We start from the raw sequence: 16986 nt of genomic DNA on the forward strand, positions 1-16986 counted from the left end.
CGCCTACTTAATCCGGATGAGGTCCAGTAGGATCTCTTTCACGCTCCGCTTGTGCGGCTCGCCCGCCTCTCGCGGGGCGAAGACCTCGAGGGCGTCCGGCACCGAACGCAGCTGGACCCGGGTATGCGTTCCTTCGGATTCCCCGTCCGACTGGAAGCGGTGCGGGGTCGGGCAGCTCAGCGTCACCGCGGAGGCGTCGTCGAATTGCAGGGTGCGCGCGCTGGTGACCTTGTTGAGCCAGCGGCGGTGGTCCACGCCAATCAGGTGCAGCATGCCCACCAGGCCGGACACGCCCTGCAGGCTGCTCAGCCCGAACAGGCCCAGGCCCTCGTCGAAGGAGTTGCGCGGGTTGGTCACCATGGGCAGCGGGCCTAAGAAGGTCCACGGGTTGGTATTCGACGCCAGCATCAGGGGGACGTTCTCGTGCTCCCAGCGTTTGCCGTCGTTGCCCTCCGCGACCACGTTGATGCGCGGCGGCCGGCGCAGCGCACGCGTGTAGGCGCGCACCCCGATGACCAGGTAGCGCAGCGGCGTGGCCGCAAAGCCGCGCTCGCGGGCCCGGTCCACCCGCGCCAGGACGTCCGCGTCCAACCCGAAGCCCGCGTTCACGGCGAACCAGCGGTCGTCCCAGGTGCCCAAGCAAATGGTGCGGGTGCTGTTGCGGTCGAGCAGCCGGGCCAGCACATGGGTCGCGTCCACGGCGCCGGCGGGAAAGCCCAGCGCGCGCACGAAGACGTTGGCCGAGCCGGTCGGGATGATCGCCAGCACGGGCAGCTCCTCCGGGCGGGGCCGCTGCCCGGGATCTGCGGAATCTTTCACCGGGCCGAGCAGGCCGTTGACGATCTCGTTGACGGTGCCGTCGCCGCCCATGGCGATGACCGCATCAAAGTCTGAACGGCGCATGCCGGCCACCATCTGCTCCGCATGCCCCGGGTACTGGGTCATCCGGGCTTCCATGGACAGCCCGGGCGCCGCCCGCAGCGCCGGCACGACCTGCCGCAGCAGGCCGGCGTTCTGGCTCGTAGAGTTCGGGTTCAAAATTAATAGGACACGCACACACCACACTCTATAGACCTGGCCCGGGTTTCGCTGCGCTTCTCCCCCGCCCAACCACGCAGTGCCGACGCACAGTTAGCTAGGATCGAGGGCATGACTGAGCGAAACGATCACTCCGAAACTCCCGAGAACACCACCCCGGCCGGCGAGCAGACCCCGGACACGGCCGCCGATGCCGCCGCAGCGAACACCGGCTCCAACGGCAAGCTCAACGGCAACGCCGCCGTGAACCACGCCGCCGAGGCCTGGAAGGACGCCTCTTCCCGCAACATCCCGGCCCCGGACTTCGCCGAGATCCCGGTCTCGGAGGACACCGCCAACCTGCGCCAGGGCCCGTCCCTGCACGACGGCCTGCTGGCCCTGCTGCCGCTGGTGGGCGTGTGGCAGGGCGAGGGTCAGGCGCACGGCACCGACGGCAACGAATACACCTTCGGCCAGCGCCTGATTATCGCCCACGACGGCGAGAACTACCTGTCCTTTAGCTCCCGGACCTGGAAGATTGATTCCGAGGGCACCCCGGGCGAGTCCGACGTGCGCGAGTCCGGCTTCTGGCGCATCTCCGCCAAGGACGAGATCGAGATGACCTACACGTCCTCGACCGGCATCGTCGAAATCTTCTACGGAGAGCCCTTCAACGAGCGCGCCTGGCAGCTCGAGTCCGCCTCGACCATGGTCACCGAGACCGGCCCGAAGAACCTGGGCCCGGGCAAGCGCATGTACGGTCTCATGCCCAACAACAACCTGGGCTGGGTCGACGAGCGCCTCGTCGACGGCGAGATGCGCCCGTACATGTCGGCCGAGCTTTCCCGCGTCGCCGGCTAGCTAATCGCGCTACGACGCCACCGCGGCGTCGATGAGCGCACGGATTTCCTCCGCGTTGTCCGGGGCCGCCAGCTTGGTCCCGTTCAGCGAGCGGACCCGCACCCCAGTGCGCACCGAGGAGACCAGCCAGACCGAGTCCGAGCGCTGCAGGTAGCCCAGGTCCATCTCCTTGGCCTTGCAGTTATAGCCGCGATCCTCGGCCAGCGCAAACAGCGCCGCCTGCGTGGTGCCCGGCAGGATCCCCGGGGCCTTGGGCGTGCGCAGCTTCTTCCCGCGCACCGCCACGACCGTCGAGGTGGCCCCCTCCAGCACCAGGCCGCTGTCCGGGTGGGTATAGATGACGTCGTCGTAGCCGTCGTGGCGAGCCTGGCGCAGCGTAGCCAGCGTCGCGGCGTAGTTCAGGGTCTTGGCCAGCACCTTGTCGTCCGCCTGCCAGCGCCGCGGGGTCGCCCACACCCGCACTCCCTTCGCCCGCTGGGCTAAAACGTCCGCGCCGATGGGCTGGACCGCGACCCACGCTGTCGGCACCCCGGTCGAGGCCCGCCCCCGTGAATAGGTCCAGGTGCACTTGGCTTCCTCCGCATCGAATTCGCTCGCAGCCAGCGCGGTGGCCTCCAGCCACTTGTCCAGGCACGGTTCCGGCAGCCCCAGGGCGCGGGCGGAGCGGGCGAAGCGCTGCGCGTGCCGCTCGGTGTTGCGGGCCTTGCCGTCCCTAATGAGCAGGGACTCGAAGACCCCGTCGCCCCGCGTGACGGCCGCGTCATCCCAAAAGACCAGCGGCAGGGAGGGGTTGTGGCGGCGGATCGATCCCCCGAAGGGCTCGACCACGTAGATTACGGGCGCAGGTTGTAGCATGCTCATAATTATGCCCGGTCCGACCTAGCCAAGCAGGCGAATGGAGCGTTACGATGGCAATTGTGAGTTATTCTTCTGTTCTTCTTCAGCGCTCCGGCGCTGCCGAATTCCAGTCAGAAACACCGCTCGATGCCGCCGGGGTCGCGTGGCATTACGGAAACCCCTTGGGTGAACAACGCGCCGCCCAGTCCGGCGCCATCGTCGTAGACCGCAGCCACCGCAGGTTCTTGCAGGTCAGCGGCCAGGACTCCGCGGAGTTCCTCAACAACCTCCTCTCGCAGAAGCTGGACGATGTCCCCGTCGGCTACAGCGCCACGGCCCTCGACCTGGACATCCAGGGCCACATCCTGCACCAGGCGGACATCACGCGGACGGAGGAAGGCTTCTTCCTTGACCTGCCCGCGGGCCAAGCAGACAGCCTGCGCGATTTCCTGACCAAGATGGTGTTCTGGTCCCAGGTAGAAATCACGGAGCCGGACTACGCCCTGCTGACCGTCCTGGGCGACGGTGAGGTAGCAGACCCCGCGGGCACCGTTTTTAGCCGGGAGGTCGACTGGCCGGGCATCCGCCGGCGCGACCTCGTCGTCCCGCGCGCGGAGCTAGCCACCGCCGTCGCGGAACTGGAAGCGGCCGGTCTCACCCTGGCCGGGCTGATGGCGTATACCGCCGAGCGCATCCGCGCCCGCGAGCCGGAGCTGGCCGTGGACTTGGACACCAAGTCCATCCCCCACGAGGTCCCGCAGTGGATCGGCCGCGGCGAGCAGGCCGGCGCCGTGCACCTGAACAAGGGCTGCTACCGCGGGCAGGAGACCGTGGCGCGCGTGGAAAACTTGGGCCGCTCACCCCGCCTGCTGGTGCTACTGCACCTGGACGGCTCGGCCCCGCAGCTGCCCGAGCCCGGCACAGGCATCACCTTCGGCGGCCGCCGCGTGGGGCGGATGGGTTCCATCGTCGACGACTGCGACTTCGGCCCCATCGCCTTAGGCTTGGTCAAACGTTCCGCCCTGGATTCCGGGCAACTGACCATCGGCCAGGCCGCCGCCAACCTCGATCCGGATTCCATCCCCACCACTGAGGGGCCGAAGGCTGGACGCGCGGCCATCAACAAACTGCGGGGGAAGTAGAGTCACCCGTTTAGAGACCTAGTGAGAAAACCTTAAGTCTCTCACTAGGCCATTTGCCCTGCCTTAGGGGGTCGTGCGGAATTTTTTTGACGCACAGGCTATTGTGTCTTACAGGAAGATACTCAAATGACAAGCCGATGGGGCCATCCGAAACCCTGGATCGTGCCCTACACACCTCAAGGGGGTCATGCACATGGGACGCGGACGCGCGAAGGCAAAGCAGACCAAAGTTGCACGCCAGTTGAAGTACAATTCTCCGGAGATGGACTTGGATTCGCTCCAGCGCGAGCTAGCCTCCAAGAAGCCGGGCGATGGATGGGGCCGAGAGGATGAAGAAGACGACCGCTACGAAGACCCATACGCCGACTACATCGACGACTGGGACGACGAAGCCAAAGGTTAACCCCTAAAAACGCCACTACGCCGCCGGCGACCAAGACTTGGTCACCGGCGGCGTTGGCGTAGGTCGGGCGCTAGAAGTTCGGGTGGTTGCCGGTCACGACGACGCGGGGCTCGCCCTCGGCAGACTTGCGCACCTCGCCCAGCTCCCAGGCATCCAGGTGGCGGGCCGTGAGCATGGCCAGCGCGCGGTCGCGGTCCTCGGCGGAGACGACCGCCACCATGCCGACACCCATGTTGAAGGTCTTTTCCATCTCGGACAGCTCGACCTTGCCCACCGAGGAGATGGTGCGGAAAATCTGGCCCGGGGTCCAGGTGGAGCGGGCCACGTGCGCGGTCAGCCCCTCCGGGATGACGCGCTCGAGGTTGCCGGCCAGGCCGCCGCCGGTGACGTGGCAGAACGTTGCCACGTGGCACTCCGCGGCCAGCGCCAGACAATCCTGGGCGTAGATGCGGGTCGGGATGAGCATCTCCTCGCCCAGCGTGCGGCCGAGCTCGTCCATGTAGCCGTCCAGCGGCAGGCCCGCCTGCTCCAGCAGGACGTGGCGGGCCAGGGAGTAGCCGTTGGAGTGCAGCCCGGACGAACCCATGGCGATGAGCACGTCGCCGTCGCGGACCTTGTCCGGGCCCAGCACGCTATCGGCCTCGACCACGCCCACGGCGGTGGCGGAGACGTCGTAATCGTCGACCTCCATCACGCCCGGGTGCTCGGCGGTCTCGCCGCCCAGCAGCGCGGCGCCGGCCTGCACGCAGCCCTCGGCGATGCCGGCCACGATCTCCGCGACCTTTTCCGGAACGACCTTGCCGACGGCGATGTAGTCCTGCAGGAAGAGCGGCTCGGCGCCGCAGACCACCAGGTCATCGACGCACATGGCCACCAGGTCGATGCCGATGGTGTCGTGCTTGTCCATTGCCTGGGCCACGGCCAGCTTCGTGCCCACGCCGTCCGAGCCCGCCGCCAGGATGGGCTCCTTGTAGTCGCCGAGCTTGAACAGGCCGGCGAACCCGCCCAGACCGCCCATGACCTCCGGGCGGGTAGCGCGCTTGGCGTGCGGGGCGAACAGCTCCACCGCGCGGTCGCCGGCGGCGATGTCCACGCCGGCGGCGGCGTAAGTGTTGTCAGTCGTATCGGTCATAGCGAAAGTTTCATTCCTTGGGGTCTTTTTAAGAGTTCTGGCTCATAAGCGTACGCACGGCCTCCGCGTTAGGGTTACCGGCCGGCAGGCCCAGCGGGTAGTGGCCGTCGAAGCAGGCGGCGCACAGCTGGCTGCGCGGCTGCTCGGTCGCCGCGATCATCTCATCCACGCTGACAAAGCCCAGGCTGTCAGCGCCGATGGCCTCGCAGATGGTCTGGCAGATGACCTCCGGGTCATCGCTCGGCGCGACGTTGGCGATGAGCTCGCCCGGGGAGGCGAAGTCGATGCCGTAGAAGCACGGCCACTTCACCGGCGGGGAGGCGATCCGCACGTGGACCTCGGCCGCGCCGGCCTCCCGCAGCATGCGGATGAGGGCGCGCTGGGTGTTGCCGCGGACGATGGAGTCGTCCACCACCACCAGCTTCTTGCCGGCGATGACTTCCTTGAGCGGGTTGAGCTTGAGCCGGATGCCCAGCTGGCGCAGGGTCTGCGTGGGCTGGATGAAGGTGCGGCCCACGTAGGCGTTTTTGACCAGGCCGTGGGCGAAGGTGATGCCGGATTCGCGGGCGTAGCCGACCGCGGCCGGGTTGCCGGACTCCGGCACCGGGATGACCAGGTCGGCGTCTTCGGCCGGGAACTGGCGGGCCAGGCGGCGGCCGATGTCCACGCGGGTCTCGTTGACCGAGCGCCCGGAGATCTGGGTATCGGGGCGGGCCAGGTAGACGTATTCGAAGACGCAGCCGTGGCGGGTGGGCTCGACGAATTTCTCGGAGCGGATCCCGGTCTCGTCAATGGCGACGAGCTCGCCCGGCTCGATTTCCCGGATAAACTGCGCGCCCACGATGTCGAGCGCACAGGTCTCGGAGGCGACCACGAAGCCCTGCGGCAGGCGACCCAGCGCCAGCGGCCGCACGCCGTGGCCGTCGCGCGCGGCATAAAGGGTGTGACCGTCGGTGAAAGTCAGGCAGAAAGCGCCCTGAACGCGGGGCAGCAGTTGGCGGGCGGATTCGAAAACGGAGGTCTCGTCATTGACGCCGTCGCCCAGCAACATGGACAGGCACATCGAGTCAGAGACCGACTCCTCGTGCGGCTTGATTAGCCCGCGGTCCACGGCCTCTTGGCGCAGCTCCAGGTAGTTGACCAAGTTGCCGTTGTGGCCGAGCGCGATGTCTACCCCGTTGGAGGACGCGCCGAACATCGGCTGCACGTTGGACCATTCCTTGCCCCCGGCGGTGGAGTAGCGGGTGTGTCCGACGGCCACGTTGCCCTGCAGGGAGCTCAGGATGGACTCGTCGAAGATGTTGGCCACGAGCCCCATGTCTTTGAACACCACGAGGCGGTCGTCGTCCCCGACCGCCATGCCGGCGGCCTCCTGGCCGCGGTGCTGGAGGGCGAAAAGCCCAAAATAGGTAAGTTTAGAAACCTCTTCTCCCGGGGCCCAGACGCCGAAGACGCCGCATTCTTCCCGGGGAGAGGTCTCGCCGTGATCGTCGAGATTAGTGAGGCCAGTTGTCTGAAGTGAGTTGACGGCTTCCACGCCGGTTATCTTAGTCGTTTAACCAGCGCGGCACTAATACCCGGCCGTCTTCCTGCCCGCTTGCGCGGCTTAGCGACCCAGCGAGATGACGGGCAGCCACTCCGCGATTTCGGCGGCGCGGGAGCCGGAAGCATCAACCTGCCCTGCGTCGACGGCGGCTTGCCAGCTGGTATGCCCGGCGGCCAAGCGCAGCCACGTGTGCGGATCCGTCTCCACGACATTGGGTGGGGTGCCGCGGGTGTGGCGCGGGCCCTCAATACACTGGACGGCCACGAACGGGGGTACCCGCAGCTCCACCGAGTGCCCCGGCGCGTCCTGCTCCACCAACCGGGCCGTGTTGCGTACCGCCTGCGCCAGCGTGGCCCGGGCCGGCCGCGCCGCGGTCTCCGGGTTGTCTTCCCGGATCCACTCTGCCAAAGCCACGACGGCCGCGCGCGCCGCGGCGGGATCTGCCTTCTTTGCCATGCCGCCCAGTCTAGTCGCCGCCACCCCGGCGCTGCCTGTGCACGACCTTCTGACTGTCCGCGACGCCACGTGCCCTAATCCTTCCTCCTGCCCTGGTAGCTTTATATATTATGACCACTACTCCGCAGACGCAGGATGCTCTCAAGTCCCCGCAAATCACCCTTCGTTTCATGGCTTCGCCCACCGATGTCCTCATGGCTGGCGCCCAGGGCATCAGCGGCGGCCGCGTTCTGGAGTGGATCGACAAGGCCGCTTACGCGTGCGCGGTCCAGTGGTCCGGCCAGTACTGCGTGACCGCTTACGTGGGCCACATCCACTTCACCCGCCCCATCCCCTCGGGCCACATCGTGGAGGTCCGCTCCCGCATCGCGATGACCGGCCGGTCGTCCATGCACATCGTCAACGAGGTGCTCTCCGCGGACCCGCGGGACGGCATCTTCACCCGCGCCTGCGACTGCCTGGTCATCTTCGTGGCCAAGGACGCCGAAACCAACAAGTCGACCCCGGTGCCCACGTTCACCCCGGAAAACGACGAGCAGCGCCGCGTCGCCGAGGCCGCCCAGTCCCGTATTGAGCTGCGCAAGGCCATCGAAGAGGAGATGGAACAGCAGACCTACGACGGCCCGTCCTACGCCCCGCGGCTCATCAACCGCTTTTTGGCCAAGCCGACGGACGTCAACTGGGGCGGCAAGGTCCACGGCGGCACCGCCATGGAGTGGATCGACGAGGCCGGCACCGCCTGCACCATGGAATGGTCCGGCGAGCACACCGTGGCCGTCTACGCCGGCGGCATCCGCTTCTACCGCCCGATTGCCATCGGCGACCTCATCGAGGTCGACGCCCGCATGATGCGCACCGACAACCGTTCGATGCAGATGTCCATCCACGTCCGCGCCGGCAACCCGCGCGGCGGCCGCAACAACCTGGAGACCGCCATCCACGCGACCGTGGCCTACATGGCCATCGACCGCGACTTCCAGCCGCAGGCCGCCCGCCAGTTCACCCCGGTCACCGAGGAGGACAAGCGCCTCGCCGAGCACGCCAACATCCTGCGGGAGCTACGCGGCAAGTACTCCCCCAAGCCGCTCATCGTCGCGCCCAACAACCAGCACATCGACTAAGCCCCACCCCAGCGGTCAAGGCCCAAAACGGCAACGCGCTAATCGGCGCTTGCCGGCCGGCGCAGCGTCCCCCAGTCCCGCGCCAGAAAGTAAATCAGGCCGATCCCCGCCACCACGGCCACGACGGTCCCCGCGATCGATCCGTTCAGCGCAAAGCCGACGGCCAGCATGGTAAGTGCAGCCAGGACCGCCAACCGGAATACGGCAGTTGCCTTTTCCTTTGCTTTCATACGGTTAATTAACCTTCTCTCGTGGCCTCGGCCCAGCCTTTGTGCCCTCAACGGCACTTGCCGGGCCCGCACGCCTTGTCTTCACTACTTATAGTAGCGGCCAGCCCGTGCTTTTAGCCGGCGCCGACCACCACCATCCACACGGCGACCAGGTGGACCGTGGCGGCCGCGATTGTCGCGGTGTGGAAATGCTCGTGGTAGCCGTAGATGCGCGCGTTGCGCCCCGGCCACTTAAACCCGTAGACCACCGCGCCTAAGGAATAAACCAGGCCACCGGCAAAGAGCAACCAGACCACCGCGGGGCCTTCCTGCCGCCACAGGGTCGGGATGAGCGGGACGATCAGCCACCCCAGCACCAGGTACACGGCCACGGATAGCCAGCGCGGGTGCTCGATCCAGACCAAGTTGAGTATCACCCCGGCCAGCGCGCCACCCCAGGCCACCCCGAGCAGGATCCACGCGGTCACCCCGTCGAAGGCGATAAGCGATAGCGGCGTATAGGTCGCCGCGATGAACACGGCAATGGTGGCGTGGTCGGCCCGCCGCCACCACTGCACGGCCCGGAAACTACCCCAGGGCCAGCGGTGATAGGTCGCGGAAACCGCGAATAGGCCGACCAGGCAGACCCCGTAGACCGTCACGCCCAGGGCCGGCGCCCAGCTCAGCGTCATCCAGGAATAGGTAATGAGCACCGTGGCGGCGACGAGGGCGGCCAGCGCGGCGAAGACGTGCCCCCACCCGCGGGTGAGCGGGCGCGGACCGCGGTCGGCCACCACCCTGGTCCGTTCGACTAGGCCGTCCTGTACCGGCGCCATATGTCCTCCTCTTAAGGCTCAAGTGACGTAGTGCGCACCACTTCTAGCCGTAGTATAACCTACGGTAGCGTAACCCACGGCTGTGAAAATCCTTCGAATTCGTTGCTATATGCGTTATAGTCGAACGGTGTTTAAATCTGTCTCCCTCCGCCGCCCCCGCGTACTAGCCGCCGCCTTCGCCGCGGTCGCCGCCCTGGGGTTCGGCCTCGCCAGCCCTGCCGCCCCGTCCGCCCAGGCCCAGTCGAGTCTCATCGACGGCACCTTCCAGCTGCCCGGCAACCAGAGCAAGCAGCCCTGGCTGGGCAACCAGCCGAAGATCGTGAACAAGCGCCACGTCAACGGCAACTTCTGGAAGGTGGACGTCTGGTCCCCGGCCAACCGCGCCGTTATCACCAATAACGTGCTGCTGCCCGGCGGCAACCAGCCGCGCGGCTCCTTCTACCTGCTGCCCGGCATCCAGGGCGGCGAGCAAGGCATGAACTGGATGAGCCACACCGACATCGGCCCGTGGTTCGCCGGCAAGAACGTCAACGTTGTCATGCCCATCGGCGGCGCTTATTCCCTCTACACCGACTGGAATACCGCGGATCCCATCCTGGGCGTTAACAAGTGGAACACCTACATGACCCACGAGCTGCCGCCGCTCATCGATGCCGAATTCCACGGCACCGGGCGCGACGCCATCGCCGGTCTGTCCTCCACCGGCGCCGCCGCCCTCGACATCGCCGGCCACGCCCCGCAGCGCTTCCGTGCCGCCGCCTCCTACTCTGGCTGCCCGGTCCGCTCCGGCGCCCTGGGCTGGCCGGTCTCCAGCGTCATGATGGCCGCCGGCGGCGGCTCCTCCGTCAACGCCTGGGGCCTGCCCGGCTCCCCGGCCTGGGCCGACCACGACCCGAACGCCCAGCCGCACCGCCTGCGCGACGTCAAGGTCTTCGTCGCCTCCGCCTCCGGCGCCCCGGGCCCAATCGACGGCAACTACGGCCCCGCCCAGCACCTGGGCCCGTCCGCAACCGAGAGGGTTGCCAACGAGTGCACCAATATCTACACCCGCAGCGCCCGCGCAGCCGGCGTCGACGTCAACCGCTACTACACCAACACCGGCTCCCACTCCTTCCCGCTGTTCTCCCACCAGCTCAAGGTCAGCTGGGCGCAGACCATCCAGCCGACCATCGGCGGCTAACCGCCGCGCTACCTTTGGCGCGGGGCGCCCCACGGTAGGCGGCGATCCCCGCAGACCAGAAAGCTGCGACGCCACCGCCCGCTACGAGGCCGCCCGCGCCTTAAACGAGGAACTCCATAGCACGGCGAAAGAGCCGCGGGCCGCGACCAGATCCCCCACTTCTTCTGCGAGACCCTCGACGACTTAACGGAGCGCTCCAAGCGCCTCTACCGGCCCGACGTCGTGGAAATGTCGAATGAGGAGTTCGCTTCTACCTACCAGCAGATCCTGGACGACTACGGCGCGCTCCCGCGCACAATCCCCGAGTTCAACCAGGGCGACGTCGACGACTTCCGCTTCTACTTCGCAAAGGACTACCGCGAAACCGACGCCACCGGTGTGCCGACTTACAACTAGCCGTCCCTGTCAGGTCGCGAACAAAAAATTGGACTCGCATTAGCGCTGCAAAAGGCGCCCTACCTTGGTGGTCGTAGCAACGACAGACACAAGCGCTACTGCCAACAGCAGGAAACACGCGGTAATGCACCACGCCGCGAAGGTGCTTTGGGCTGCCTTTGGAGAGAAAGTGAAAACTACGAACATCGCGACGGTGGGTACCATAGCTAGCAATTGTGCGATATTGCCGCTCGTCCCAGCTTTGACTCGGGACAGGCCGGGGAACAGCAGTTGGATTGTCAGCCCAAGCCCAATACCCATCGCCAAACATGGCCACGGTAAGACCAGAATCTTCCATAAGGAATCGGCAGCAAGACCTTTATCAGCGAGGAAGACTGCTGAGGCCCCATAGAAGGCCAAAACCAGCACGAGTGTCGCAATAGCAGTGAGAAATACGGCAATTAGAGCGAGAGATAACACGATATCCCGCTTACCGTAACCCCGACTAAGCACGATTTCGATGGCACCCGACCGAACTTCGATATCCGCCATACCGATGACAGTATTTGCGCCAATAAGCCCCGCAAAAAGAGATGCAATGAGCGGTGCTTGGCTGATAACTGCCGCTACAAGAAGTGAACTTTCAGGGCCTAGACTTGCCCGCGATTCTGCATCGATCTCATTCACCCCACTTTTGACGGCGCCTAGACTAGCCCCTGTAAGCGCATCAGGGAAGAAGTACACAGTAGCTGCCAGCGCAACCGCGACTACGAAGGCGAGTAAAGGCAATAGCAGAAGTGCTTTCCACTGTTCCCGCCAAGCCTTGAAGAAATAAAAACGCAAGAGCACAGTTCTATCCTCGATAGTAAGTTTCCAGGCCTTGGAGGTCATCGATTGCGCGTATGTCGATTCCCTCTGATGACAAAAGCTCAACAACACGGGAAATCCCGAAACTAGGAGTAACATCAACAGCAATCCAGCCGGAACTTTCGCGCTGCGGATTGCCTTCAACGAGAAGCTGTAGGGCCTTTTCTGTTTTTGAATTATCAACGGACAGCCGAATTCGACGGTCGTCCAAGGCTGCCACGGCACTAACTTCTTTTTGGCTCACTTCCGCCGAGCCTGATATCTGAATGACGGTTGTCGCTAGACCTGAAACTTCAAGCAGGTCATGCGAAGTCACAACGACGCAAGCTCGTTCCCCGAGCCTGCGCACGACATTGTGCGTCAAGCGCTTCATTGCTGGATCCATCCCAGCTGTCGGCTCATCCAAGAAGACCACGTCCGGCTGGCCCAAGAGAGCACGAGCTAGGCCCAGGCGTTGGCGCTGGCCTTGAGAAAGTGTGGAACCTTTCTGGCCGCCAATTTCAGACAAAGCAAGCTCATCCATGAGTTTTTGACAAGGAGACTGACCACTAGGGTCCAAGAAATTGGACCATTGTCGCAGGTTGTCTTCAACTGAAAGCTGCGAGTAGATTCCCGGAAGGTGCGACAAATAGCCGACTCGCCCATCAACCCTGACCAGTCCACCCAAAGGCGGAATCACCCCTGCCATAGTGCGAACCAAGGTTGTCTTACCACTACCATTCGCACCGGTAATGCAGTGAACGCCTACGGAAAGGCTGAGGCACACCCCCTTTAAGACAGGGTCACCGTCTGTCCACCCAACGGTAAGGTCTTCAGCGATCAAGCGCGCCATTAGGATTCCTCCGCGACATCCGACTGTCCTGCAAAAGCACGGCCGCCCTGTCGTTCTATACGCGTGTTAGCACTCATCCGGCGAAGAATTACCCTTTTAACGGAGAGGGAGTCTTTCACAACCTGCTTGAGGCTACCTCTAACTCTAATCGTCAAAGGATTAGCTGCCTTTTGCGAGGCGAACTGCGCCCGCCCCGCCACATTACCGCTATTGGCCAAAACCAACGAACGAAATCCTGGGAGCTCAGACGCGGGTTGCCATTCCACGGACGAAGGGTTATCGACGGTATCCAACAAATCATCACAACGTCTTGCATCTGTAAAACGTTGCCAACTTTTCCAAGATGCACCAGGCATTTCATTGGTTAGAAAAAACGCACTTTCCCGTAAAGAACAAGAAAGTGCGTTTTCTCCAGACTCGTCACGGAAAGATACTACGACCATCCGCGCCGTGTCAGACGCGGCCGAGGAGGCTAGTTGAGACGCACCGTCAAGCCAGAACCGAATGGATACTTTTTCACCCATTTCAGCCCCAGCTCCTCCGATGTGAACGTCAATGCCAACAGGGATGCTGGAGTGCGAACCCCTGCCGCATAGTGTGTATTACAGATACTCGATACTACTTAAACCCCTTTGCCTTTGCAACCCATAACACTCTCTTATTCCACCACGGAGTTAGCCCCCACGGCGTGGCCGAAGAGGTCGGGCAGGGTGGCGGACCAGGCGTCGACCAGCTGGGTCAGCGGGACGGCGGTCTGGCCCAGGATGAGGCTGTCCACCGCGGTGGTCTTACCGACCTGGGCGGCCGGGATGCCCAGCTCCTGGGCGCGCTGGAGGACGGCGTCCGCCTTGTCCTTGGTCGTGGCGACCAGGGCACGGGAGGCGGACTCGGAGAACGCCGCTACGAACTCGTCGTCGTGGACGGCGGCGAGATCGAGCTCGACGCCGACGCGGTTGCGCTTGGCCATCTCGAACGCGGCGACGGCCAGGCCGCCCTCGGAGACGTCGTGGGCCGCGGTGATATCGGAGTTGCCGTGGAAGAACTCGGCCAGCTTGGCCTCGTTGGCCAGGTCGACCTGCGGCGGCAGGCCGGACAGGCCCTTGCCGGATACCTGCTGCCAGATGGAGCCGCCAAACTCGTCCTGGGTGGAGCCCAGGAGGATGAGGACTTCGTCCTCAGCGGTGCCCAGGTTGTGGCCGATGGAGGCGGCGACGTCGTCGATAACGCCCAGCACACCGACGACCGGGGTCGGCAGGATGGGTTCCTCACCGGTCTGGTTGTAGAAGGAGACGTTGCCGCCGGAGACCGGGATACCCAGCTCGACCGCGCCGTCGGCCAGGCCGTGGACGGCCTCCCGGAACTGCCACATCACATCCGGGTTTTCCGGGGAACCGAAGTTCAGGCAGTTGGTGACGGCCACCGGGCGGGCGCCGGTGACGGCGACGTTGCGGTAGGCCTCGGCCAGGGCCAGGCGAGCGCCCATGTTCGGGTCCAGCTTGGTGTAGCGGCCGGAGGCGTCCGCGGAGACGGCGACGCCGCGGCCGGTCTCCTCGTCGATGCGCAGCACACCGGCATCCGCGTGGTGCGACTGCACCGTATTACCGCGGACGTAGCGGTCGTACTGGTTGGTAATGAAGTCACGGGAGCACAGCGCCGGGGAGGCCACCAGCTGGAGGAGGGCATCGCCCAGCGGGGCATGATCCACGCCGCCGAAGTCCTGCAGCTTGTCCTGCCACTCCGGGCGGGCGTAGGGGCGCTCGTAGACCGGGGCCTCGTCGGCGATGGTGCCGGCCGGGGCGTCCACGACGACCTCGCCCTGGTGGCGGATGACCAGGTGCTTGCCGGTGGTGACCTCACCAATCTCGGCGCAGGTGACGTCCCAGTGCGCGCAGATCTCGCGGAAGCGCTCGACGTTTTCCGGGGCCACGACCGCGCACATGCGCTCCTGGGACTCGGAAGCCAGGATCTCAGCGGCGGTCATGTGCTCGGCGCGCAGCGGGACCTCGTCCAGGTTGATCTCCATGCCGCCGTCGCCGGAGGCGGCCAGCTCACTGGTCGCGCAGGCCAGGCCGGCGCCGCCCAGGTCCTGGATGCCCACCACGACGCCGGCGTGGTAGAGGTCCAGGCAGCACTCGATGAGGACCTTCTCCGCGAAGGGGTCGCCCACCTGGACGGCCGGCAGCTTGCGTTCCGCGCCGTCCTCGAAGGTGTCCGACGCCAGCACGGACACGCCGCCGATGCCGTCCAGGCCCGTGCGAGAGCCGAACAGCATGACCTTGTTGCCGGTGCCGGAGGCGAAGGCCAGCTTCAGGTCCTCGACCTTTAGCGTGCCCACGCACAGGGCGTTGACCAGCGGGTTACCTACGTAGGACTCGTCAAAGACGGTCTCGCCCCCAATATTGGGAAGACCCAGGCAGTTGCCGTAGCCGCCGATCCCTTCGACGACGCCCGGCAGGACGCGTTTGGTATCTGGGGCATCGGCCGGGCCGAAGCGCAGCTGGTCCATCACCGCGATGGGGCGTGCGCCCATCGCCATGATGTCGCGGACGATGCCGCCCACGCCGGTGGCCGCGCCCTGGTAGGGCTCAACGTACGACGGGTGGTTGTGGGACTCCACGCGGAAGGTCACCGCGTTGCCGTCGCCGATGTCGACCACGCCGGCGTTCTCACCGATGCCGGCGAGGATCTTCTCCCCCATCTCTTCGGTCATGGTCTGGCCGAAGTAGCGCAGGTGCGTCTTCGAGGACTTATATGAGCAGTGCTCCGACCACATCACGGAGTACATGGTCAGTTCGGCATCGGTCGGCCTACGCCCCAGGATGTCCTTGATGCGCTGGTATTCGTCGTCCTTGAGCCCCAGCTCGCGGAAGGGCTGTTCCAGGTCCGGGTCCTGCTGGGCCTGGGAGACGGTGTCATTGTGTACGGTCATGTGCGCCTCCTAAACTGCGGCCGTCACGGCGTTGATAGCGGATACAAAAAGGCCCAGGCCGTCAGTGGACGGCCCGGTAAGCGGATCGATGGCGTGCTCGGGGTGCGGCATAAGCCCCACGACCCGGCCGGTCTCGTTGGTAATACCGGCGATCGCGTTGACGGACCCGTTGTAGTTGTCCGTGTAGCGGAAGACCACGCGGCCTTCCTTCTCCAGCTCCTCGACGGTCTCCGCGGCGGCCTGGAAACGGCCCTCGCCGTGCTTGGCCGGGATGAGGATCCGCTGGCCAGCCTCAAATTCGGTGGTCCAGGCGGTCTGCGCGTTCGCGACCTCCAGGTAGGTATCCGTGCAGTGGAAGTGCAGCCCCTGGTTGCGGGTCAACGCCCCGGGCAGCAGGCCGGCTTCGGTCAGGATCTGGAAGCCGTTGCAAATGCCCAGCACCGGCATGCCCTTGTGGGCAGCGTCGATGACCGAGCGCATGACGGGCGCGAGGGCGGAAATCGCCCCGGAGCGCAGGTAGTCGCCGTAGGAAAAGCCACCGGGGACCACGACCGCGTCCACGCCGCGCAGGTCGGCGTCGGCGTGCCAGAGGTTTTCCACCTCGGCGCCGGCCCGGCGCGCAGCACGATCCGCGTCGACGTCGTCGAGCGTGCCGGGGAAGGTAATTACTCCGATCTTGGCGGACACTACTTGACCTCCAGCCCGGTGACCTCGTAGTCCTCGATGACGGTGTTGGCCAGCAGGGTGGCCGCGACCTTCTCCAGCTCCTCGGCCGTCACGGAGTCCGCGACCTCCAGCTCGAAGCGCTTGCCCTGGCGGACATCGCTGACCCCTTCAACCCCGATTCGACCCAGCGCGCGGACAACAGCTTGCCCCTGCGGATCCAGAATCTCGGCCTTCGGCATGACATTGACAACTACACGAGCCATTAAATTTCCTTACTGTGCTCACGGCTAGGTCTGCGCGCACTAGTTTAGCCTGCCTAGGGCCGCAAAACCTACCCATCCCAGCGGTCACCCCCACACCAACGCCCGCTCCCCCAATCGGGGCCGGAAAGTAAACACCGGGTATCCCCCGCAAAGACGGAAACCAAATTCTAGGCCACACCTAGGCAAACCCCCTGCGGGCTTCGAACACGCGGCAGCGCTTGCTCCCGCGCGTGTCCGCTCCGTGTTCTACAACTGAGGGTAATGCGCTCGGAACGCATGAATTTGTCTGTCTTCTTCCCCAACTAAGGTGGTTC

General features: G+C 65.2%; 19 protein-coding genes. 6 read left to right on the forward strand and 13 right to left on the reverse strand.

Features of this window, described 5'->3' with window-relative positions:
- Window positions 1-3 precede the first annotated feature (3 nt).
- Window positions 4-1056 carry a diacylglycerol kinase family protein gene (locus tag VVR85_RS04800; RefSeq protein ID WP_368519819.1) on the reverse strand — a complete coding sequence of 351 codons (1053 nt, stop codon included), beginning with the start codon at window positions 1054-1056 and terminating at the stop codon, window positions 4-6.
- Between the two features lie 93 nt (window positions 1057-1149).
- Between VVR85_RS04800 and VVR85_RS04805 the strand changes: the two genes are divergently transcribed.
- Window positions 1150-1878 (forward strand): FABP family protein, encoded by a 729-nt coding sequence (locus tag VVR85_RS04805; RefSeq protein WP_368519820.1) that lies wholly within the window; start codon window positions 1150-1152, stop codon window positions 1876-1878.
- Between the two features lie 9 nt (window positions 1879-1887).
- Here the strand turns inward: VVR85_RS04805 and VVR85_RS04810 are convergent, their stop codons facing one another.
- Window positions 1888-2733 carry an aminodeoxychorismate lyase gene (locus tag VVR85_RS04810; protein ID WP_368519821.1) on the reverse strand — a complete coding sequence of 282 codons (846 nt, stop codon included), beginning with the start codon at window positions 2731-2733 and terminating at the stop codon, window positions 1888-1890.
- Window positions 2734-2795: 62 nt separating this feature from the next.
- Between VVR85_RS04810 and VVR85_RS04815 the strand changes: the two genes are divergently transcribed.
- Together VVR85_RS04815 and VVR85_RS04820 are read left to right on the forward strand one after the other, a co-directional pair.
- The gene (locus VVR85_RS04815) at window positions 2796-3857 is read left to right on the forward strand and encodes a folate-binding protein YgfZ (protein WP_368519822.1); all 1062 of its coding nucleotides are present in this window, start codon (window positions 2796-2798) and stop codon (window positions 3855-3857) included.
- Between the two features lie 193 nt (window positions 3858-4050).
- On the forward strand, window positions 4051-4260 hold the full coding sequence (locus VVR85_RS04820; RefSeq protein ID WP_290223174.1) for a DUF3073 domain-containing protein: 210 nt from the start codon (window positions 4051-4053) through the stop codon (window positions 4258-4260).
- Window positions 4261-4330: 70 nt separating this feature from the next.
- On the opposite strand, the gene purM is transcribed toward VVR85_RS04820, so the two are convergent.
- The 3 genes from purM to VVR85_RS04835 form a co-directional block, all read right to left on the reverse strand.
- The gene (gene purM, locus VVR85_RS04825) at window positions 4331-5392 is read right to left on the reverse strand and encodes a phosphoribosylformylglycinamidine cyclo-ligase (protein ID WP_368519823.1); all 1062 of its coding nucleotides are present in this window, start codon (window positions 5390-5392) and stop codon (window positions 4331-4333) included.
- 28 nt (window positions 5393-5420) lie between these two features.
- The gene (gene purF / locus VVR85_RS04830) at window positions 5421-6929 is read right to left on the reverse strand and encodes an amidophosphoribosyltransferase (protein WP_368519824.1); all 1509 of its coding nucleotides are present in this window, start codon (window positions 6927-6929) and stop codon (window positions 5421-5423) included.
- Between the two features lie 69 nt (window positions 6930-6998).
- Entirely contained in the window at window positions 6999-7394 is a 396-nt protein-coding gene (locus VVR85_RS04835) for a sterol carrier family protein (protein WP_368519825.1), read from the reverse strand.
- A gap of 170 nt (window positions 7395-7564) precedes the next feature.
- Here VVR85_RS04835 and VVR85_RS04840 point away from each other — a divergent pair, with 170 nt between their 5' ends.
- The gene (locus VVR85_RS04840; protein WP_368519826.1) at window positions 7565-8515 is read left to right on the forward strand and encodes an acyl-CoA thioesterase; all 951 of its coding nucleotides are present in this window, start codon (window positions 7565-7567) and stop codon (window positions 8513-8515) included.
- A gap of 38 nt (window positions 8516-8553) precedes the next feature.
- Here the strand turns inward: VVR85_RS04840 and VVR85_RS04845 are convergent, their stop codons facing one another.
- Together VVR85_RS04845 and trhA are read right to left on the reverse strand one after the other, a co-directional pair.
- Window positions 8554-8745 carry a hypothetical protein gene (locus tag VVR85_RS04845; RefSeq protein ID WP_368519827.1) on the reverse strand — a complete coding sequence of 64 codons (192 nt, stop codon included), beginning with the start codon at window positions 8743-8745 and terminating at the stop codon, window positions 8554-8556.
- Between the two features lie 113 nt (window positions 8746-8858).
- Window positions 8859-9560, reverse strand: a complete 702-nt coding sequence (gene trhA, locus VVR85_RS04850; protein WP_368519828.1) for a PAQR family membrane homeostasis protein TrhA — start codon at window positions 9558-9560, stop codon at window positions 8859-8861.
- 127 nt (window positions 9561-9687) lie between these two features.
- Here trhA and VVR85_RS04855 point away from each other — a divergent pair, with 127 nt between their 5' ends.
- A complete protein-coding gene (locus VVR85_RS04855; protein ID WP_368519829.1) occupies window positions 9688-10740 on the forward strand; it encodes an alpha/beta hydrolase in 1053 nt (350 codons plus the stop codon).
- Window positions 10741-10968: 228 nt separating this feature from the next.
- Window positions 10969-11136, forward strand: a complete 168-nt coding sequence (locus VVR85_RS04860) for a hypothetical protein (protein WP_368519830.1) — start codon at window positions 10969-10971, stop codon at window positions 11134-11136.
- 39 nt (window positions 11137-11175) lie between these two features.
- Here the strand turns inward: VVR85_RS04860 and VVR85_RS04865 are convergent, their stop codons facing one another.
- From VVR85_RS04865 to purS, 6 genes are all read right to left on the reverse strand, one after another.
- The gene (locus VVR85_RS04865; protein ID WP_368520045.1) at window positions 11176-12006 is read right to left on the reverse strand and encodes a hypothetical protein; all 831 of its coding nucleotides are present in this window, start codon (window positions 12004-12006) and stop codon (window positions 11176-11178) included.
- On the reverse strand, window positions 11969-12814 hold the full coding sequence (locus VVR85_RS04870; protein ID WP_368519831.1) for an ATP-binding cassette domain-containing protein: 846 nt from the start codon (window positions 12812-12814) through the stop codon (window positions 11969-11971). Before VVR85_RS04870 ends, VVR85_RS04865 begins: the two co-directional genes overlap by 38 nt.
- The gene (locus VVR85_RS04875; protein ID WP_368519832.1) at window positions 12814-13338 is read right to left on the reverse strand and encodes a hypothetical protein; all 525 of its coding nucleotides are present in this window, start codon (window positions 13336-13338) and stop codon (window positions 12814-12816) included. The genes VVR85_RS04870 and VVR85_RS04875 overlap by 1 nt, the downstream gene beginning before the upstream one ends.
- 134 nt (window positions 13339-13472) lie before the next feature.
- A complete protein-coding gene (gene purL, locus VVR85_RS04880; RefSeq protein WP_368519833.1) occupies window positions 13473-15743 on the reverse strand; it encodes a phosphoribosylformylglycinamidine synthase subunit PurL in 2271 nt (756 codons plus the stop codon).
- 9 nt (window positions 15744-15752) lie between these two features.
- Window positions 15753-16430, reverse strand: coding sequence for a phosphoribosylformylglycinamidine synthase subunit PurQ (gene purQ, locus VVR85_RS04885; protein WP_368519834.1), 678 nt, complete (start codon window positions 16428-16430; stop codon window positions 15753-15755).
- Entirely contained in the window at window positions 16430-16672 is a 243-nt protein-coding gene (gene purS, locus VVR85_RS04890) for a phosphoribosylformylglycinamidine synthase subunit PurS (protein ID WP_070768624.1), read from the reverse strand. Before purS ends, purQ begins: the two co-directional genes overlap by 1 nt.
- Between the last annotated feature and the right edge of the window lie 314 nt (window positions 16673-16986).

This window comes from Corynebacterium sp. LK2590 (assembly GCF_040946105.1).
In the GTDB taxonomy this organism is placed as follows: domain Bacteria; phylum Actinomycetota; class Actinomycetes; order Mycobacteriales; family Mycobacteriaceae; genus Corynebacterium.